This is a genomic window from Pseudomonas synxantha, from assembly GCF_900105675.1.
GTDB lineage: Bacteria > Pseudomonadota > Gammaproteobacteria > Pseudomonadales > Pseudomonadaceae > Aquipseudomonas > Aquipseudomonas synxantha.
Map to the genome: position 1 here is coordinate 4801322 of NZ_LT629786.1, position 18839 is coordinate 4820160.

Genomic DNA, 18839 nt, shown 5'->3' on the forward strand with positions numbered 1-18839 from the left:
TAGAAACGCCTGCGTTTTCCGCCACGTTCCTACAGAGCTTGGGTGGCGGCTTCTATAGTTAGTGTGCCGCCCACTCGATCTTGGAAATGTCGACGCCGTCTTTGTACATGTCCCACAGCGGCGACAGAACGCGCAGCTTGTTGACGGCTTCGCAGACTTTCTGCGCGGCGTAGTCGACTTGCTCTTCGGTGGTGAAGCGGCCGAACGTAAAGCGGATCGAGCTGTGAGCCAGTTCGTCGTTGCGGCCCAGGGCACGCAATACATACGAAGGCTCAAGGGATGCCGAGGTGCAGGCCGAGCCGGACGATACCGCCAGGTCCTTGAGCGCCATGATCAGCGACTCGCCTTCGACGTAGTTGAAGCTCAAATTCAGGTTGTGCGGTACACGGGCGGTCATGCTGCCGTTGATGTACAGCTCTTCAAGGTTCTCGACCTGCTTGTAGAAGCGATCGCTCAGGGCCTTGATACGCACGTTCTCGGCAGCCATGTCTTCCTTGGCTACGCGGAAGGCTTCGCCCATGCCGACGATCTGGTGGGTCGCCAGGGTGCCCGAACGCATGCCGCGCTCGTGACCGCCGCCGTGCATGGTGGCTTCAATGCGCACGCGTGGCTTGCGGCTCACGTACAGCGCGCCGATGCCTTTAGGGCCATAGGTCTTGTGGGCCGAAAACGACATCAGGTCGACTTTCAGCTTGGACAGGTCGATGTCGACCTTGCCGGTGGACTGGGCAGCGTCGACGTGCAGCAACACACCTTTGGAGCGGGTCAGCTCGCCGATGGCCGCGATGTCGTTGATGGTGCCGATTTCGTTGTTCACGTGGATCACGGAAACCAGGATGGTGTCTTCACGCATCGCGGCTTCGATCATGGCCGGGGTGACGATACCGTCGGTGGTGGGCTCGAGGTAGGTGACCTCGAAACCTTCACGCTCCAGTTGGCGCATGGTGTCGAGGACAGCCTTGTGCTCAATCTTGGTGGTGATCAGGTGTTTGCCCTTGGTCGCGTAGAAATGCGCGGCGCCCTTGATAGCCAGGTTGTCGGACTCGGTAGCACCGGAGGTCCAGACGATTTCACGCGGGTCGGCATTGACCAGGTCAGCGACCTGGCGACGAGCATTCTCCACAGCTTCCTCAGCCTTCCAGCCGAATACGTGGGAACGGGAGGCCGGGTTGCCGAAGTTTCCGTCGACCAGCAGGCATTCGCTCATTTTTTGCGCGACACGCGGATCAACCGGGGTGGTCGCTGAGTAATCAAGGTAAATCGGCAATTTCATGGACTTTCTCCTAAATCAGGCTGGCTGGCGTGCCGGTAGCTCTGCGGCTGTCACTCGACGGCGGACGCTTCGATCTTGTCCAGGCGCGGCGCCTTGGTGTTGCAACGGCGCTGGTCCTGACGCTGGGCTACTTCTTGCACCTCACGGCGAGTCACAAGATCAGCCAAGCTGATACCACTCAAAAACTCATGGATCTGCAGGCTCAAGTCACACCACAAGTGGTGCGTCAGGCAGGTGTCGCCAGCGTGGCAATCACCCAGGCCCTGGCACTTGGTGGCGTCGACGGATTCGTTGACCGCGTCGATCACCTGGGCTACCTGGATGCCCTGCATGTCGCGGGACAATTGATAACCGCCACCTGGACCACGAACGCTGGAAACCAGGTTGCTGCGGCGCAATTTGGCGAACAGCTGTTCGAGGTAAGACAGGGAAATGCCTTGGCGCTCGGAGATATCGGCCAGGGACACCGGCCCAGTTTGCGCGTGCAAAGCCAGGTCAAGCATGGCGGTCACCGCGTATCGGCCTTTTGTAGTCAGTCTCATGGACAAGGTACCAAGGTGTTTCAGAATGGGAGCAAGTATGCGATTCCCGAGTATTTAAGTCAACTATAAGACCTAGTGCTTTAGTCGGGATTACCCGTAAAAAGGGCGCGCGAATCATAGCAGTATGGGGTGGGATGGACCAGCGGGAACAGGGCCTGGCAGAGATCTCGAGACCAATGGAGATCAAAATGTGGGAGGGGGCTTGCTCCCGATGACTGAATGTCAGTCACTTATCAGCTGGCTGACCCACCGTTATCGGGAGCAAGCCCCCTCCCACAGGGATCTCTGGCGGCCTTGGGACTTCAGCTTGCCTTGGTGGCGGCCTCGTCCTTGATCTCGGCGAAGTCCTCTTCGCGCAACTCAGGCAACTCCTTGGCACAGTAGGGGCTGCCCAGGTCCTTCAGTGCGCCACACATGCCGTCCAACTTGCCATCCACCGCCTGCAGGTGGTCGAGCAATTGGCCAATGGCGCGAGCCACCGGGTCGGGCATGTCTTCGCTGATACCGTAGGCATCGAAGCCGATCTTCTCGGCCATAGCCTTGCGCTTGGCCTCCTGCTCGTCGCCGACTTCCGGCTTGACGATGATGCGACCCGGAATGCCCACCACGGTGGCGCCAGCAGGTACAGCCTTGGTTACCACGGCATTGGAGCCTACCTTGGCGCCGGCACCCACGGTAAATGGCCCCAATACCTTGGCGCCCGCCCCTACCACCACACCATTTTCCAGGGTCGGGTGGCGCTTGCCTTTATTCCAGGTGGTACCGCCCAGGGTCACACCCTGGTAAAGCGTCACGTCATCACCAATCTCGGCGGTCTCGCCAATCACGATGCCCATCCCATGGTCGATGAAGAAGCGGCGACCGACCTTGGCGCCAGGGTGAATCTCGATGCCGGTCAGCCAGCGACCGAAGTTCGACACCAATCGCGCCAGCCATTTCCAGCCCATGCCCCACAACACAGCAGACAGGCGATGGATCCAGATCGCGTGCATGCCCGGGTAGCAGGTCAGCACTTCAAAGGCATTGCGCGCCGCCGGGTCTCGGTGGAAAACGCTCTGGATGTCTTCTCGCAAACGCTCGAACATTGTTAATCCTTCCGCTTAAGAAGCTCGCCACGGGCCGCTTTCTGGGTTTCCGTGAGGATGCCACGCAATATATTCATCTCAGCCCGGCTCACCGAGCTGCGACCGTACAAGCGACGCAGGCGCGCCATTAAATGCCTTGGCTTTTCAGGATCGAGGAATTCGATGGCTACCAGGGTTTGCTCCAGGTGCTCATAGAAGCGTTCCAACTCGTCCATGGTGGCCAACTCGCCACTTTTGGTCGATGCGACTTCATCCTTCTTAACCTTGCTCGGCTGGCCTTGAGCAGCCAGCCAGGCCATGCGCACTTCGTAACTCAATACCTGCACCGCCGCCCCGAGATTCAGCGAGCTGAATTCAGGGTCGGATGGAATGTGCACGTGGTAATGACATCGCTGCAGCTCTTCATTGGTCAGGCCGGAGTCTTCACGGCCGAACACCAGGGCGATCTCAGCGCCACCGGCAGCTTCTTCCACCACTTTGGTGCCGCATTCGCGCGGGTCCAGCAGCGGCCAGGGGATGCGTCGGTCACGGGCGCTGGTGCCGAGCACCAGGTTGCAGCCAACCAAGGCATCTTCCAACGTCGCAACAACCTGAGCGCTTTGCAGGATGTCATTGGCGCCGGACGCACGGGCATCGGCCTCGTGGTGCGGGAATACCCGCGGCTCGACCAGCACCAGGCGCGTCAGCCCCATGTTTTTCATGGCTCGCGCCACCCCGCCGATGTTGCCGGGATGACTGGTATTGACCAAGACGACACGAATGTTTTGCAGCAAGGGAGGCGCTCTCGGACATGGGAAAGGGGAGCAAATCTTACAGAACAGCCTAAGGTTATGCCATGAAAGCTAACGTCGTCCTTCACCTGAAGAAAGTTTCTGCTAGAATGCCCGGCTTTCTTTAACAACCTTAGGTGACACATCCATGCAGCCCATGCTGAATATCGCGCTGCGCGCCGCCCGCAGCGCCAGTGAATTGATCTTCCGCTCCATCGAGCGCCTGGATACCATCAAGGTCGACGAAAAAGACGCCAAGGATTATGTATCCGAGGTGGATCGCGCCGCCGAACAGAAGATCATCGACGCCCTGCGCAAGGCCTACCCTACCCACGGCATCCTCGGCGAAGAAACCGGCCTGCACAAAGGTAGCGGCGAAGGCGAAGACTACCTGTGGATCATCGACCCACTGGATGGCACCACCAACTTCCTGCGCGGCATCCCGCACTTTGCCGTGAGCATCGCCTGCAAATACCGTGGCCGTCTGGAACATGCCGTTGTGCTGGACCCGGTTCGCCAGGAAGAATTCACCGCCAGCCGTGGCCGTGGCGCCCAACTGAACGGCCGTCGCCTGCGTGTCAGCGGTCGTACCAGCCTGGAAGGCGCCCTGCTGGGCACCGGCTTCCCGTTCCGTGACGACCAGATGGATAACCTGGAAAACTACTTGGGCATGTTCCGCGCCCTGGTTGGCCAGACCGCCGGCATCCGGCGCGCGGGCGCAGCCAGCCTGGACCTGGCGTATGTCGCCGCGGGTCGTTTCGATGCATTCTGGGAATCGGGCCTGTCCGAGTGGGACATGGCTGCAGGCGCCCTGCTGATCCAGGAAGCTGGCGGCCTGGTGAGCGACTTCACCGGTGGTCACGACTTCCTTGAGAAAGGCCACGTGGTTGCTGGCAACACCAAATGCTTCAAGGCCGTACTGACGGCGATCCAGCCGCACCTGCCGGCTTCGCTGAAGCGTTAAGCGAGCGAGCACAAAAAAAGCACCCTCAGGGGTGCTTTTTTTATGCCTGGGATTTGTGCCAGACCCGTGAATCAGCAGCAATACATATCAAATGTGGGAGGGGGCTTGCCCCCCGATGGCGGCGGGTCAGCCAGCTAATCAGGTACTGACCCACTGCAATCGGGGGCAAGCCCCCTCCCACATTTTGAACTGCACCAGAGCTTTGAATAAGTGCCAGGCCCGGGATTACTGCTGGTTCTGACCGAGGATCAGACGCCCTTCCTTATCCACCGGAATCTGGCTGCCTGGATCACGCTCCATACGCACAGTGCCTTCCTTGCCATCCAGGTTGTAACGCACATCATAGCCAACAACCTTGTCGCTGATGTCATTGACGGTGTTACAGCGGGTTTGCGTGGTGGTGTAGGTATCGCGGTTCTGCATGCCTTCCTGAACCTTGTTACCGGCGTAGCCACCACCAACTGCACCGGCCACGGTGGCCAGCTTCTTACCGTTACCGCCACCGATCTGGTTACCCAGCAGGCCACCTGCAAGGGCACCCACTACGGTACCGGCGATTTGATGTTGATCCTGCACCGGACGCTGCCGGGTCACGGTGACGTCCTTGCAGACCTCACGAGGGGTTTTAATCTGGGTTTTCACCGGCTGCACCGCCAGCACTTGCGCATACTCAGGGCCGCTTTTTACCAGGCTGTAGGTGGCAACAGCGCCCCCGGCAGTCACACCGACAGCACCCAATACCGCACCAACCAGCAACGACTTGTTCACATGAACCTCCTGACCATCACAAGCGGACCGAAACGTCCGCGCTATACCCAGCCTTGGAGCCAAAAAAAAGGCACGAGTTCAATCTCGTGCCTTCTTTGTAACAGCGTATCAACGAACATCCATCAAGGACGGTCGTCGACCTCCTTGTCGGTAGCAGCAGGAGGGATCAGGTCTTCGCTATTGAGGTTCAGCCAGATCAGCACCACGTTGGCGATGTAGATCGACGAGTAGGTACCCGCCAGAACACCGATGAACAGCGCCAGGGAAAAGCCCCAAAGGTTGTCGCCACCGAAGATCATCAGCGCAGCAATCGCCAGCAAAGTGGAGATCGAGGTCGCCATGGTCCGCAGCAGGGTCTGGGTGGTGGAGATGTTGATGTTCTCGATCAACGTCGCCTTGCGCAGTACCCGGAAGTTCTCGCGAACCCGGTCGAATACCACGATGGTGTCGTTGAGCGAGTAACCAATGATCGCCAGCACGGCCGCCAATACGGTCAGGTCGAAGGTGATCTGGAAATAGGCCAGGATACCCACGGTCACGATCACGTCGTGGATCAGCGACACAATGGCGCCGACACCGAACTTCCACTGAAAACGGAAGGCCAGGTAGATCATGATGCCGACCAACGCCATCAGCATGCCGAGGCCGCCCTGGTCGCGCAGCTCTTCACCGACCTGCGGGCCCACGAACTCGACGCGCTTGACCGATGCCGGGTTGTCGCCGCCGACCTTCTGCAAGGCCTCAGCCACCTGGTGACCCAGTTGCGGGTCTTCGCCAGGCATACGCACCAGCAGGTCGGTGGTCGCACCGAAGCTCTGCACGACGGCTTCGTGATAGCCGGCCTTGACCAGCTCGTCGCGCACCAGGGTAACGTCGGCCGGCTTCTCGTAGGTCAGCTCGATGAGCGTACCGCCGGTGAAGTCCAGGCCGTAGTTCAGGCCCTTATGGAACCAGCTGAACAACGCCAGAACGGTAAGGAGCACGGTGACGCCGAACGCAATGTTGCGAACGCCCATGAAGTTGATTGTACGTAACATGGCAGCCCCTTAAATCCACAACTTCTTGAAGTCACGCCCGCCAAAGATCAGGTTGACCATTGCGCGGGTCACCATGATGGCCGTGAACATCGAGGTAAAGATACCCAGGGACATGGTCACCGCAAAACCTTTGACGGGGCCTGTGCCCATGGCAAAGAGAATCCCGCCGACCAACAGGGTAGTCAGGTTGGAGTCGAGAATCGCGGTAAATGCCCGGCCGAAGCCTTCGTTGATTGCACGTTGTACGGTCATGCCCGCCGCGATCTCTTCACGGATACGCGAGAAGATCAGCACGTTGGCGTCTACCGCCATACCCATGGTGAGGACGATACCGGCGATACCCGGCAGGGTCAGAGTTGCACCCAGCAGCGACATCAGGGCCAGTAGCATTACCATGTTGCCCGCCAGGGCGACGGTGGCGATGACGCCGAAGAAGCGATAGATGGCGATGATGAACAGCGACACGAACAGCATGCCCCACAGCGCCGCGTCGACACCTTTGGTGATGTTGTCGGCACCCAGGCTCGGGCCGATGGTACGCTCTTCAGCGAAGTACATCGGCGCCGCCAGGCCACCGGCACGCAGCAACAGCGCCAGTTCGGACGACTCGCCCTGGCCGTTCAGGCCAGTGATGCGGAATTGAGCACCCAGCGGCGACTGGATGGTCGCCAGGCTGATGATCTTCTTCTCTTCCTTGAAGGTCTGTACTGGCACGTCTTTTTCGACGCCGTTGACCATTTGCTTGGTGTAGGTGGTGACCGGGCGCTGCTCGATGAAGATCACCGCCATGCTGCGACCGACGTTGCTGCGCGTGGCGCGGCTCATCAGTTCGCCGCCGTGACCATCCAGGCGGATGTTCACTTCAGGAGTGCCGTGCTCGCCGAAACCGGCCTTGGCATCGGTCACCTGGTCACCGGTGATGATCAGGCCACGCTCGATAAGTGCTGGAGGACGGTTGCCTTCGCGGAACTCGAACTCTTCGGAGGTCGCGCGGGTGGCACCCGGCTCAGCCGCGAGGCGGAACTCCAGGTTGGCGGTCTTACCCAGGATACGCTTGGCTTCAGCGGTGTCCTGCACGCCCGGCAGCTCAACCACGATGCGGTTGGCGCCTTGACGCTGCACGATCGGCTCGGCCACACCCAGCTCGTTGACGCGGTTACGTACCGTGGTCAAGTTCTGCTTGATGGAGTATTCGCGGATTTCGGCAATCTTGGCCGGGCTCATCGCCAGGCGCAGTACCGCCTGGCCATTGAGGTCGGCTGGCACGATGTCGAAATCATTGAAATTCTTGCGGATCAGCGCACGGGCCTGTTCGCGAGAGGCTTCGTCAGCAAAGCCCAACTGGATGGCACCGTTGAGCTGCGGCAGGCTGCGATAACGCAATTTCTCTTTGCGCAGCAGGCTCTTCACGTCGCCTTCGTAGACTTTCAGGCGCGCATCGAGGGCCTTGTCCATGTCCACTTCCAGCAGGAAGTGCACACCACCGGACAAGTCCAGACCCAGCTTCATCGGGTGCGCGCCAATGCTGCGCAGCCATTGTGGCGTGGTCTGTGCCAGGTTCAACGCAACGACGTAGTCGTCACCCATGACCTTGCGCACGACATCTTTGGCCGGCAACTGGTCTTCTTGCTTGGTCAGGCGCAACAAGCCGCCTTTGGAACCAGCCGCCAAGGTTGCCGCTTTAACCTGGATACCCGCGTCGTTGAGCGCTTTGCTCGCACGTTCCAGGTCAGCCTGATTGACCTGCAGCGAAGTGCTGGCGCCAGAGATCTGGATCGCAGGGTCATCAGGATAGAGATTGGGAGCGGAATAAATAAAACCGATCGCCAGCACCGCCAGGATCAGTACGTATTTCCACAGAGGGTATTTGTTCAGCATCACGCCGCCCGCTTATAACGCGGGGCGCCTTGCGCGCCCCGTCGATTGGTAAAGGTTGTTACTCAGATCGCTTTGAGCGTGCCTTTAGGCAGCGTGGCGGCGATGGCGCCCTTCTGGAACTTCATTTCTACGGTGTCGGAGACTTCCAGTACCACGAAAGCGTCGGAAACCTTGGTGATCTTGCCGGCGATACCGCCAGTGGTCACGACTTCGTCGCCTTTCTGCAGGCTGCCCAGCAGGTTTTTCTGCTCTTTGGCGCGCTTGGCCTGTGGGCGCCAGATCATCAGGTAGAAGATGACCAGGAAGCCGACCAGGAAAATCCACTCGAAACCACCGCCCATAGGGCCGGCAGCAGCAGGCGCAGCGGCGTCAGCCATGGCGTTAGAGATAAAAAAGCTCATTTAGCACTCCAGTTGCAAATAGTGAATCTTAGGGTCGGGAAACTCAGTCCAAGGGCGGCACAGGGAGCCCGCGCTTGGCATAGAAGGCATCGACGAAGGCGGCCAATGTACCCTGTTGAATAGCCTCGCGCAAACCAGCCATCAGGACTTGGTAGTGACGCAAATTGTGGATGGTATTCAACATGCTACCCAGCATTTCCCCGCATTTGTCCAAGTGATGCAGATAAGCACGGGAGAAGTTCTGGCAGGTGTAGCAGTCACAGGTGGAATCGAGCGGCGAATCATCATGGCGATGGAACGCGTTACGGATCTTCAGCACGCCTGTATCGATGAACAGATGCCCATTGCGGGCATTACGGGTTGGCATCACGCAATCGAACATGTCCACACCGCGGCGCACACCCTCTACGAGATCTTCCGGCTTGCCAACGCCCATAAGGTAACGAGGTTTGTCAGCGGGCATCAGGCCCGGCAGGTAATCGAGCACCTTGATCATTTCGTGCTTGGGCTCGCCCACCGACAGACCACCAATGGCCAGGCCGTCGAAGCCGATCTTGTCGAGGCCTTCCAGCGAGCGCTTGCGCAGGCTTTCATGCATGCCGCCCTGGACGATACCGAACAACGCCGCGGTATTGTCGCCATGGGCATTCTTCGAGCGCTGGGCCCAACGCAGCGACAACTCCATGGAGATGCGTGCCACGTCTTCATCGGCCGGGTACGGCGTGCATTCGTCGAAAATCATCACGATGTCCGAGCCCAGGTCACGTTGCACCTGCATCGACTCTTCCGGGCCCATGAACACCTTGGCACCGTCCACCGGCGAGGCGAAGGTCACACCCTCCTCCTTGATCTTGCGCATGGCGCCCAGGCTGAACACCTGGAAACCGCCTGAGTCGGTGAGGATCGGGCCTTGCCACTTCATGAAGTCATGCAGGTCGCCATGCTTCTTGATCACTTCCGTGCCCGGGCGCAGCCACAGGTGAAAGGTATTGCCGAGGATGATCTCGGCGCCGGTGGCGACGATGTCACGGGGCAGCATGCCCTTGACGGTGCCGTAGGTACCGACCGGCATGAAGGCCGGGGTCTCTACGGTGCCGCGCGGGAAGGTCAGGCGACCGCGACGGGCCTTGCCGTCGGTAGCCAGCAGTTCAAACGACATACGACTCATAAGTTGTCCTCAGGGCCGCGCGGCGCCGGGTTACGGGTGATAAACATCGCATCACCGTAGCTGAAAAAACGGTACTCGTTGGCGATGGCGGCTTGATAAGCCGCCATGGTTTCCGGGTAACCGGCAAATGCCGACACCAGCATCAACAGCGTGGATTCCGGCAAATGGAAATTGGTGACCAGGCAATCGACCACATGGAATGGCCGACCCGGAAAAATAAAGATGTCAGTGTCGCCACTGAACGGCTTGAGCACGCCATCACGCGCCGCACTTTCAAGTGACCGCACGCTGGTAGTGCCCACCGCCACCACTCGCCCACCGCGCGCCTTGCACGCGTTAACCGCGTCCACGACGTCCTGGCTGACTTCCAGCCATTCGCTGTGCATATGGTGGTCTTCGATGTTCTCCACACGCACCGGCTGAAACGTACCGGCCCCCACGTGCAGGGTCACATAAGCGGTCTCGACGCCCTTGGCGGCAATCGCATCCAGCAGCGGCTGGTCGAAATGCAGGCCGGCCGTCGGTGCTGCGACCGCACCGAGACGCTGGGAGTACACCGTCTGATAGCGCTCGCGGTCCGAGTCTTCGTCGGGGCGGTCTATATAAGGAGGCAACGGCATATGACCGACACGTTCCAGCAGCGGCAACACTTCCTCGGCGAACTTGAGCTCGAACAAGGCATCGTGGCGCGCCACCATCTCGGCTTCGCCACCGCCATCGATCAACAGGCTCGAACCCGGTTTCGGTGACTTGCTGGAGCGCACATGGGCCAGCACGCGATGGCTATCCAGCACCCGCTCCACCAGGATTTCCAGCTTGCCGCCGGAAGCTTTCTGGCCAAACAGCCGCGCCGGAATCACCCGGGTATTGTTGAAAACCATCAGATCGCCTGGGCGCAAATGCTCAAGCAAATCAGTGAATTGACGGTGTGCGAGGGCACCGCTCGGCCCGTCCAGGGTCAGCAGTCGACTGGCGCGACGCTCGGCCAAAGGGTGGCGAGCGATCAGCGAATCAGGGAGCTCAAAAGTAAAGTCAGCAACGCGCATGATGGGGTTCGTCTAGCAGGGCCGGGAAGTCTAGCGGAAATAGTCAAAATTGACCATGAAACGTGATTGACCAACGGTAATCTCATCTCTATACTTCGCCGCCATTGAGCCCTGATGGCGGAATTGGTAGACGCGGCGGATTCAAAATCCGTTTTCGAAAGAAGTGGGAGTTCGAGTCTCCCTCGGGGCACCAAGATTTTCCTTTAAAATCAAGCACTTACCAGCTTACGGTTTTAAAGTTTTGGAAGTTATTTTTGGAAGTGTTTTTGGAACTTCCAAATCAAAGAACCCGGCCCACGCGCCGGGTTTTTTATTGCCTAAAAAACGCTCAAAGCCACAGCCTGCATGGGTTCCTCTGATCCAAGCCCCTCCCCTCAAAATGATCAGGCTGAAATGCCTTTTTCCGCTTTTTCAAAGCCTCCGCTCCACGCAATCCCTTTAGGCAATCCTTCCCGCGCAGCGGAATGCATCAAATGTTAGATTCTCGAATCATCCGAGGATTTCTACCATCATGCTCATGCAGTTCTTGACCAGCCTCTTGCCTACCCTCACACCCGATAACACCAAGATCCATTTGGCACAGCACAACGGGATCGAACACCCAATGGACGTGTACCTGGCTGGGGACTTTGATGAGTGGCAGTCGTGGCAGTCGAGGAAGAATTTCGAGTGCCGATACGTCATCGGCCTTGTTGAGATCCCAGAGTCCAAGAAATGGCTCCTAGCTGGGATCTACGATTCGTTGAAGGTGAAGGAGGCACGCCAAGGCAAAGTCAATCGTGACTACGTTTACGAATACCGCCGTGTGCCAGAGTTCGAAGAGCTGGCGGGACGTTTGGTCTTGGAGTACAAAAAACCAAGGGCCAACTACCTGTACCTCAAGACATGCATACCCACGATGATGCTGTCCGAAATCTTAGAAAAGAAAATGACCGTGGGGGGATTCCCCGGTTTCAAGGATGTAGACATTAGCTTTCAAGAACTGAAAACCATTGCCAGGGAAGGGATAGTGTCGTGGCAGACTGCTTTGAGCAGCGTTGCAGGGGTCTACCTGATATCCGACCGCACCGAGGGTGAACACCAGCTCTATGTAGGCTCTGCTACGGGCACAGGTGGCTTGTGGGATCGCTGGGTAACGTACTCAAAGAATGGGCATGGCGGTAACACCCGTATACGTGACCTTCACCTAAAACGTGGAGAGGCATTTGCAGAACACTTCAGATTCAGCATCTTAGAAATTGCCGATAAGCATACTGGCGCAGAAGAAATGAAGGAAAAGGAGATTCACTGGAAAATGAGGCTTTTGACTCGTGACAGTGGATTGAATGGAAACTGATAAATTAACCTGGGAAATCACATGACGATCTACGAAAAAGTAATCAGCGAATTGCACCAAATTCGAACCATCGTAAACCACATAAAAAAGCTCGGAAATCTATTACCTGAAATTCAAGACAGCAAGCTTAAAGCCTTGCTTCAGGCAACTGTTACTGGCTTGCAGCGAGCACATGCTGACACTCGTGTAAAAAACAAATCGACACCCGGCAATCTTTACGGCCTGAAAGAAAATACTGTAGTGCAGCTCGTTCAGTATTGCGAAACCACAATTGGTACTAAAAAACCAGAATGGCAAGTCGAAGCAGAACGTAATAACTGGGGGCCTAAACAGTAATTTCACTGCAAGATTTCCATCCAATCCATGAGTGCGTTGCTGCTCATGGATTAACTGCAGGCAATATTTGCACTTCCTGCATCCACAACCTTCACATTCGTTCCCATGGGCATACCGATGCGCTCTCCAAAACAATATCTCGTAGTAGAAGTCAGCGCAGAGGGCACTATTGAATTTCATCCAATGAAAAACTGGTGCAGGGCTAACCCTACTGAAGCACCGCCCCTAAACCCCAACGAAGCGAATTCGCAGGCATTAAGGCGAGGTTTCGAGCGTCTTGGATGGAGCGTTGAAGAAACAGATACTCAGATCAGATTCTTCAAGCCAGGTACGACCCAATCAGCTCTAGAGGTCCTGGGAGAAACTGATCCTGACCTAGACCAACTCGATACGCCAGAAGGCGAACGAGAAACGGTTTTCGAGCTTGAGTACCAGCTACGAGATTTCATAGCCCATAACATCGAGTCATTAAAGGTTGATGGAAAATCGCTTCGCCTATATGTCGATGACCAGGGCCGAGACGGCATTGAGTACCCTACTGGTGTTGGCCCTATAGACATTCTGGCAATAGATAGCGATGGCTCCTATGTAGTATTTGAGCTGAAACGTGGCCGAGTGGCAGACAAAGCCATAGGCCAGATTAGCCGGTACATGGGATGGCTGATTACGAACAGAGAGGAAGGAACGAAGGTGAAGGGAGTCATTGTCGCGAAGGACATAAGCCAGAATTTACGCCATGCAGTGGTGGCAGTGCCTAACGTCTCACTTTTCGAGTATCACATCAGCTTCACCCTCAACGAGATCAAAGCAGCCAACGCGAGGTGAAGCACATGCCGCCATTGCGGCGGCATGATAGCTGTCGTGTTACTTGCTCAACCACGACTCAACGGTGTCAGCACCGAACTCGGTTTTCCACTCTTTCAACTGCTTGTGATTACCACCCTTGGTTTCGATGGTTTCACCCGTGTTCGGGTTCTTGTAAACCTTAACAACACGTTCACGGCGAGTAGCTTTGATCGGTGCCGGGGCTGCGCCTTTGCGGTTAAGCGAAGCTGGATCGAGAATGGCGATCACGTCACGCAGGCTTTTGCCATATTGACCAAGCAGGTTGCGCAGCTTCTCTTCAAATTTGATCTCTTCAGCCAAACCAGCGTCACCTTTCAAGGCTTCCAGTTGGGCCATTTGTTCTGCAAGGTGTTTTTCAAGCTGACGGAATTCTGCAAGCTTCGACATTGCTCATACCTAATAAATTGATTGTGATTTGATGATACATGAAATCAATTAAATCTGAAAAGTCATCAATCCATCTTCACAAGAAAAGGTTTGGATTTTGCAATAATTTCAAATTTCTTAGCCTTTTCATTCCAAAGCACCACACCATCGTTTTGCATCATGTCCGGGCTACCAGCTTTGTAGTAACGCAAATCGCTCATGAAAATTGCATTGCTGTTTTGCCTGTGAGCAACCCCACCATTAGCTGGGGCAAGAGCATCTGACTCGCTTGGAAACTGCATAGGTGATTTGTATAGCTTCCCATCGTTCACATCAACGAAGACAGTGGCTTGGCATCCCGTGCCGCAACCATAAGTAGCGACCACAAAGTGCCCCGCAAAATCTGCTTTCTTGCCAACGGTGCCTTCGATGGATTCTTTGATGCGCCACTGCCCTGCTAGGGCTTTGTTACTCGACCAATCTACCTTTGCCAGAGCCTTGCTGGAAACCGCAGAGGCTGGGTACTTCTCAAAGGTGAAACGGTCGTCAGCATGGCTTGCAGAAGCTACACACAGGGAGATAACTACAGCAGTCAAAATCCTTTTCATTTGAATCACTCAATTTTGGTTTGAGGCAAAACCATAGCTCCAGTCTTGAGGATCAATCAAGATCGATCCTAGAAATATTTTAGAACCTTATGAAACCCGGCAGATATAGCTTAAAAATTGCTTTTCCCTGCAATGCCTAACAGTTTTTCTCAACACGGTGCCCCAGCCTTTATTTCGCGTAGCGAATGCCTTCTAAAAATCAAATGGTAAAATCAGTCATATAACAACCAGAAATTAAATGGCAGTAGCTAAACGAAAATCATACAAAGAAAAAAAGGAGTACATCGACAACAATAAAGAGAAGCTCGAGGGATTCCTTGCGGATAAGGTCGATAGCATCCACGCAATGCTCCAGGCAGAAAATCCAGACGTGCCGGTGTGGAATTCACCGTGCTTCAAAATCCGATACCTGAACCCCATGTCAGGAACAGTCTACAACCTCGAAAACTCCATGCTTCTGTCCATGCTAGGGAAAGAGAAAGGCTTTGAACTGCCCTACTACCTCACAGCGAAACAGGGCTACGACGCTGGCCTGTCAAACAAGGGCGAGAAGGGAGACTTCGTTGTTCACCACTTCGGCATGCAGATCGGCTTTGTAAAAGACGGCGAAAAGCCAGGTGCTGGAGGTAACGATGACCAGGACAATGCGGAAGGCAAAGCCATCTATAGACGTGCTTCAAAGCTATCGCCTGTCTTCAACCTGCAGCAATTTACAGGCGAGCTACCCGAGAAGATAAAAGCGCAGATGGCGCAACGCGCCAAGATCCCAACACCAGCCGAAGTACAGACGGTGCTTCAGTCAGTCATGGATACGATGCCCACACCGCTCAAAAGGCACGCAGGGGCGGAACACAGCAATTACTTCTCACCAAGTGAAGACACCATCTACATGGCCCCGTCTGGCTACTTCAAGAGCGACCTCCACGAGCTATCGACGCTTCTCCACGAAGTCAGCCACTCATACGGCGTAGCAAGCCGCAAGAACCGTGAAAGCCTCGCAAAATATGCTCAGAGTGATGAACACAGGGCCTATGAAGAGTTGGTAGCCAATCTGTCAGCGCAAGCCGTGATTAAGCACCTGAACTTCAACATCACCGATGGCATGCGCGACCAGTTAGACGATACCTTTTTCAAGAACCACCAGACCTACGATGTGGGTTGGGCTCTCAAAGGCTTGAGGGACAAACCTGACCAGGTATTCAAAGCAGCAGCAGACGCTGACCGCACAGCGAACGAGATCATCTACAAGCTAGAGAACGACCTCAAAGCCAAGTACGACCTAGACCCTACCCTGCCTGTTTCTGACTTCATCAAACAGCGCCTATCGCGGGCTGATACGGATTCAACGCCACAGGTGAAGGCGCCGACCATAAGCCCTAGAGATTCAGCGGTAGAGACTCCTACACCCCAAGAACAACAACAAAAGAAGAGGACATTGAAAATATGAATAATTTCGAGAAAAACAGAAAACAAGCTATTGAAGATCTGATCGATGGAGACGAAGAGCTAACGGAGCTTTACGAGCAAGGAATGCTGACAGAGGAATGTTTTGTAGAGGAATCCAAGCACGAAGCCGTTCTAGATTCATTACCAGAAAGGATTTACTAAGGAGATAAATTATGATCCTAGAATTAAAACATGAAGAGATTCCTGTTTTTTTTTGGTTTTGATATCCGCAAATCAGTAAATGAAAGGTTTTGATATCCCTTCAGTCTAAAAACCAGCGATCAATCATTTTACTGAAGCCAAAAATTAATTCATGATCCACCACGTTATTAAGCACTTCATAAACACTTATGAAGCATCTCATAAGTATTTCATAACTATTTATGAAATATTTCGCACTAACGGCTTGTTTTCTTTTTTCAAATGTTATTATTTTAAAAACAACCAAAAACTAAAGGACTTTAATCATGAACCAACCAGCTAAAATCTTGGCCTTAATCAGTCATAAAAGCATTACTAAAACCACGACCATTTCAAATCTCAGCCACTCCTTGGCGCTTCAGGGTTATCGCACGCTGATTATCGACACTGATGGCGTACCAGCAATTCAAATGCATATCGAACAGAACAAAGAAGTAACGGAAAAACGCATTATCAAAAACAAAGCCAAGGTGGAATTGCTTAAAAATAAAGGTAGAGCTATAAACCAGTCCTTGCTGGATCAACTTGAGTACGATGAATTCGCACTTGAAAACCGTCCTATCGTTATTGCCCGCAGCCTTTATGAGCTGGACGCACAATTTGATGTAATCAAACGTGACTACGCTCACTTTGACTTTATTATTGTAGATGTTCCAGCCAAGGTTCTCGACTCGAAAAACAACCCAATCAAGGAAATTAAAAGGCTCATCAGCTTTAGTGACTTGGTGATTACACCTTACAAAGGTGACACACAGAACGCAGTGACTGCCGTTACCGTGTCGGGAATCATTGAGGATTTGAAATACGACGCTGTGAGCCTAGGCGGAAAATTCACCACAAAGGTACGCTCTCTGCTGGCTTTCGATCCAGCACGCATCAAGGCAAATTCCAAAGAGGTCAGCGCTAACCTCACCTTGACGGATACATCCACGACTGCAGCAAGACTTGCCCGAAATGCAGAACGTAAAGCCTTGAAGGAAATCGACCGTAAGAACCAGATTGATGCAGATATTAGGGCATTTGGTGATGCGTTTGGTGAACACCAGAAGCCGTTGGAAGCACCTTTGATTTTTCGCTCGATATACCCTAACCAATTCAACAAAGGGCAGACCATTTATAACGCCACGAGTGAATCGGCCAAAATTGCACAAGCTGAATTCAATCTTGTGGTGAAAGCGATTCTTGAAGCCATTGCTGAAACATCAGTGGTCGCCACTGCCCAAAACGAATCAATCACAAACTAACTAAAAGGAGATAACAATCATGACATTTGACTTACAAGCAGCAAAAGCCCGTGCAGAAGCTAAAAGAGCGGAAGCACCTACTACACCACCAGAATCTGAAATCACTTTGGTAGAGACAACTCCAAAATCACCGGAACAGATTCAAGCAGAAATCGAGCAAGCAGCCGCTGAAAAAGCTATCCACGATCAAAAGGTCTTGGCTTTCAAAATCGACCAAGCTTTGAAGGAACACAAAGCCCTACCAGAAGGCAACAAATTGAGCGTTCGCAGCTTTGCGTTCACAGACAAGACCGATAGCGCTATCAAGGCTTTCGAGTCCATCACCAACAACAAGCGCTATGGCAAAGGGTACGTGAGCAGTTCAGTCAGCGTTGACGTTGAGCGCATGTGCATTCTGCGCTTGAAGGCTCTGACAGACCCTGTTCTGAAATCCTACCTGGATGACGTAGACGCAGAATTCAGACGCACCATCGACTGATAGAGACTCAAAAAACCCAAGCCCCCTTAACCGGGGCTTTTTTTCGCCTTGACGTTCATAATCACCGATCTGAACTGGATCTGATCTACATCATAAGCACTTCATAAACACTTATGAAACAGTTCTGACGTGGTTAATAAATCCTTATGAACCATTTCACATGCGTTTCTTCAACAGCTCAGAACCAGCTCATAGCCATTTGCTCAATGCTTATGAAGAGCCTCATAGGGGTTTCACATCTACTTCATAAATGCATCAGAAACAGATTTTAGCGTTTACCGCTACCGTAACTCCCAGGTAGCCGCGCCCAGGAATCAAGCATGTCTATTTTCTTGGGGCTCTTCCTACCCTTCTCAACCGGCTTGGTGTCGTGGACTAGCTTTTTCACGGGCAAAGCAATCTTGAATTTCCTTGCCGCGAACTCTTCAAGACTTACCTTCCAGCTCATGCGCTCGTTAGGCGGATTCCCACCACGAGCAAAGACAGCTCCGTTCGGCCCCGTCTTGCTCAACAACCCAAGCCGCTCACAAACCCAACCTGACACGAATAATTTGTAGTCGCGGGTATCGAAGACCTCAACCAAAGCTACGAATAGCGTGTAGTCACGGTGCTTGGTCGCGTGGTCAATGCAGTGCGCTATTGCCTGACTGTACAAACTAGATAGCAGGATCTTCTTCTCATCAAGCAAAGGGCGAAGCTCGTTTTTGTTGAGTGTCACCAACAGCTTGTAGGACTCCTTCATCACCCACCCTCTTCTTTTCAACCGTGGAAACCGTCTATTAGCGCTCAAGCATAGGCGCTCTGTGTTGAATTCTGGTCTTTTTTGCGTGGCATTGCCCTGCCAATTTCAACACAGGACGTGTGCGGAAGCCTCACCAAGCCGCATCCAACCCGTAAAAACCCAATAATTTAAGAAATGCTTAATAAGTATTTCATAACCACTTATCAAGTAAATCATATCTACTTCATAAACATTTAATAAATAACTTCACTAACAGCAAAATTGGAGAAATCAAGATGATATAATCTTAATACAACAAAAAATA

General features: G+C 54.1%; 21 protein-coding genes and 1 tRNA gene. 9 read left to right on the plus strand and 13 right to left on the minus strand.

The window, feature by feature from the left end:
• Positions 1 to 58: 58 nt before the first annotated feature.
• The 4 genes from BLU48_RS22215 to trmJ form a co-directional block, all read right to left on the minus strand.
• The gene (locus BLU48_RS22215; RefSeq protein WP_003194019.1) at positions 59 to 1273 is read right to left on the minus strand and encodes an IscS subfamily cysteine desulfurase; all 1215 of its coding nucleotides are present in this window, start codon (positions 1271 to 1273) and stop codon (positions 59 to 61) included.
• Between the two features lie 50 nt (positions 1274 to 1323).
• Positions 1324 to 1815 carry a Fe-S cluster assembly transcriptional regulator IscR gene (gene iscR, locus BLU48_RS22220; protein WP_003194020.1) on the minus strand — a complete coding sequence of 164 codons (492 nt, stop codon included), beginning with the start codon at positions 1813 to 1815 and terminating at the stop codon, positions 1324 to 1326.
• 302 nt (positions 1816 to 2117) lie between these two features.
• A complete protein-coding gene (gene cysE, locus BLU48_RS22225; protein ID WP_057021709.1) occupies positions 2118 to 2900 on the minus strand; it encodes a serine O-acetyltransferase in 783 nt (260 codons plus the stop codon).
• 2 nt (positions 2901 to 2902) lie between these two features.
• Entirely contained in the window at positions 2903 to 3673 is a 771-nt protein-coding gene (gene trmJ, locus BLU48_RS22230; protein ID WP_057021710.1) for a tRNA (cytosine(32)/uridine(32)-2'-O)-methyltransferase TrmJ, read from the minus strand.
• Positions 3674 to 3818: 145 nt separating this feature from the next.
• Here trmJ and suhB point away from each other — a divergent pair, with 145 nt between their 5' ends.
• Positions 3819 to 4634 (plus strand): type III secretion system regulator SuhB, encoded by an 816-nt coding sequence (suhB, locus tag BLU48_RS22235; protein WP_005791195.1) that lies wholly within the window; start codon positions 3819 to 3821, stop codon positions 4632 to 4634.
• A 225-nt stretch (positions 4635 to 4859) separates the two neighbouring features.
• On the opposite strand, the gene BLU48_RS22240 is transcribed toward suhB, so the two are convergent.
• The 6 genes from BLU48_RS22240 to queA all read right to left on the minus strand — a co-directional run bounded on the left by BLU48_RS22240 (position 4860) and on the right by queA (position 10932).
• Positions 4860 to 5402, minus strand: coding sequence for a glycine zipper 2TM domain-containing protein (locus tag BLU48_RS22240; RefSeq protein ID WP_003194023.1), 543 nt, complete (start codon positions 5400 to 5402; stop codon positions 4860 to 4862).
• Between the two features lie 122 nt (positions 5403 to 5524).
• On the minus strand, positions 5525 to 6439 hold the full coding sequence (gene secF, locus BLU48_RS22245; RefSeq protein ID WP_043046812.1) for a protein translocase subunit SecF: 915 nt from the start codon (positions 6437 to 6439) through the stop codon (positions 5525 to 5527).
• A 9-nt stretch (positions 6440 to 6448) separates the two neighbouring features.
• Complete coding sequence (gene secD, locus BLU48_RS22250) at positions 6449 to 8317, minus strand: protein translocase subunit SecD (protein ID WP_043046811.1); 1869 nt, start codon at positions 8315 to 8317, stop codon at positions 6449 to 6451.
• Between the two features lie 62 nt (positions 8318 to 8379).
• On the minus strand, positions 8380 to 8718 hold the full coding sequence (yajC, locus tag BLU48_RS22255) for a preprotein translocase subunit YajC (protein ID WP_003175975.1): 339 nt from the start codon (positions 8716 to 8718) through the stop codon (positions 8380 to 8382).
• 43 nt (positions 8719 to 8761) lie between these two features.
• Positions 8762 to 9877 carry a tRNA guanosine(34) transglycosylase Tgt gene (gene tgt / locus BLU48_RS22260; RefSeq protein ID WP_162493187.1) on the minus strand — a complete coding sequence of 372 codons (1116 nt, stop codon included), beginning with the start codon at positions 9875 to 9877 and terminating at the stop codon, positions 8762 to 8764.
• Positions 9878 to 9882: 5 nt separating this feature from the next.
• Positions 9883 to 10932, minus strand: coding sequence for a tRNA preQ1(34) S-adenosylmethionine ribosyltransferase-isomerase QueA (queA, locus tag BLU48_RS22265; RefSeq protein WP_043046810.1), 1050 nt, complete (start codon positions 10930 to 10932; stop codon positions 9883 to 9885).
• Between the two features lie 108 nt (positions 10933 to 11040).
• Between queA and BLU48_RS22270 the strand changes: the two genes are divergently transcribed.
• From BLU48_RS22270 to BLU48_RS22285, 4 genes are all read left to right on the plus strand, one after another.
• A tRNA-Leu gene (locus BLU48_RS22270) sits at positions 11041 to 11125 on the plus strand.
• 318 nt (positions 11126 to 11443) lie between these two features.
• Positions 11444 to 12268, plus strand: coding sequence for a GIY-YIG nuclease family protein (locus tag BLU48_RS22275; protein ID WP_057021711.1), 825 nt, complete (start codon positions 11444 to 11446; stop codon positions 12266 to 12268).
• 21 nt (positions 12269 to 12289) lie between these two features.
• Complete coding sequence (locus BLU48_RS31785) at positions 12290 to 12604, plus strand: hypothetical protein (RefSeq protein ID WP_138233649.1); 315 nt, start codon at positions 12290 to 12292, stop codon at positions 12602 to 12604.
• Positions 12605 to 12721: 117 nt separating this feature from the next.
• Positions 12722 to 13429 carry an endonuclease NucS domain-containing protein gene (locus tag BLU48_RS22285; protein WP_172833432.1) on the plus strand — a complete coding sequence of 236 codons (708 nt, stop codon included), beginning with the start codon at positions 12722 to 12724 and terminating at the stop codon, positions 13427 to 13429.
• Between the two features lie 39 nt (positions 13430 to 13468).
• On the opposite strand, the gene BLU48_RS22290 is transcribed toward BLU48_RS22285, so the two are convergent.
• Together BLU48_RS22290 and BLU48_RS22295 are read right to left on the minus strand one after the other, a co-directional pair.
• Complete coding sequence (locus tag BLU48_RS22290; protein WP_057021714.1) at positions 13469 to 13837, minus strand: histone-like nucleoid-structuring protein, MvaT/MvaU family; 369 nt, start codon at positions 13835 to 13837, stop codon at positions 13469 to 13471.
• A 65-nt stretch (positions 13838 to 13902) separates the two neighbouring features.
• Entirely contained in the window at positions 13903 to 14424 is a 522-nt protein-coding gene (locus BLU48_RS22295) for a hypothetical protein (protein ID WP_057021715.1), read from the minus strand.
• Positions 14425 to 14662: 238 nt separating this feature from the next.
• On the opposite strand from BLU48_RS22295, the gene BLU48_RS22300 reads away from it, so the two are divergent.
• From BLU48_RS22300 to BLU48_RS22310, 4 genes are all read left to right on the plus strand, one after another.
• The gene (locus BLU48_RS22300; RefSeq protein WP_057021716.1) at positions 14663 to 15871 is read left to right on the plus strand and encodes a zincin-like metallopeptidase domain-containing protein; all 1209 of its coding nucleotides are present in this window, start codon (positions 14663 to 14665) and stop codon (positions 15869 to 15871) included.
• On the plus strand, positions 15868 to 16032 hold the full coding sequence (locus BLU48_RS31790; protein ID WP_156422409.1) for a hypothetical protein: 165 nt from the start codon (positions 15868 to 15870) through the stop codon (positions 16030 to 16032). The genes BLU48_RS22300 and BLU48_RS31790 overlap by 4 nt, the downstream gene beginning before the upstream one ends.
• 305 nt (positions 16033 to 16337) lie before the next feature.
• Entirely contained in the window at positions 16338 to 17315 is a 978-nt protein-coding gene (locus tag BLU48_RS22305) for an AAA family ATPase (RefSeq protein ID WP_057021717.1), read from the plus strand.
• Positions 17316 to 17334: 19 nt separating this feature from the next.
• Complete coding sequence (locus tag BLU48_RS22310) at positions 17335 to 17793, plus strand: hypothetical protein (RefSeq protein ID WP_056788995.1); 459 nt, start codon at positions 17335 to 17337, stop codon at positions 17791 to 17793.
• A 268-nt stretch (positions 17794 to 18061) separates the two neighbouring features.
• Here BLU48_RS22310 and BLU48_RS22315 read toward each other — a convergent pair whose 3' ends face one another.
• Positions 18062 to 18535 carry a hypothetical protein gene (locus tag BLU48_RS22315; RefSeq protein WP_057021718.1) on the minus strand — a complete coding sequence of 158 codons (474 nt, stop codon included), beginning with the start codon at positions 18533 to 18535 and terminating at the stop codon, positions 18062 to 18064.
• Positions 18536 to 18839: the final 304 nt, after the last annotated feature.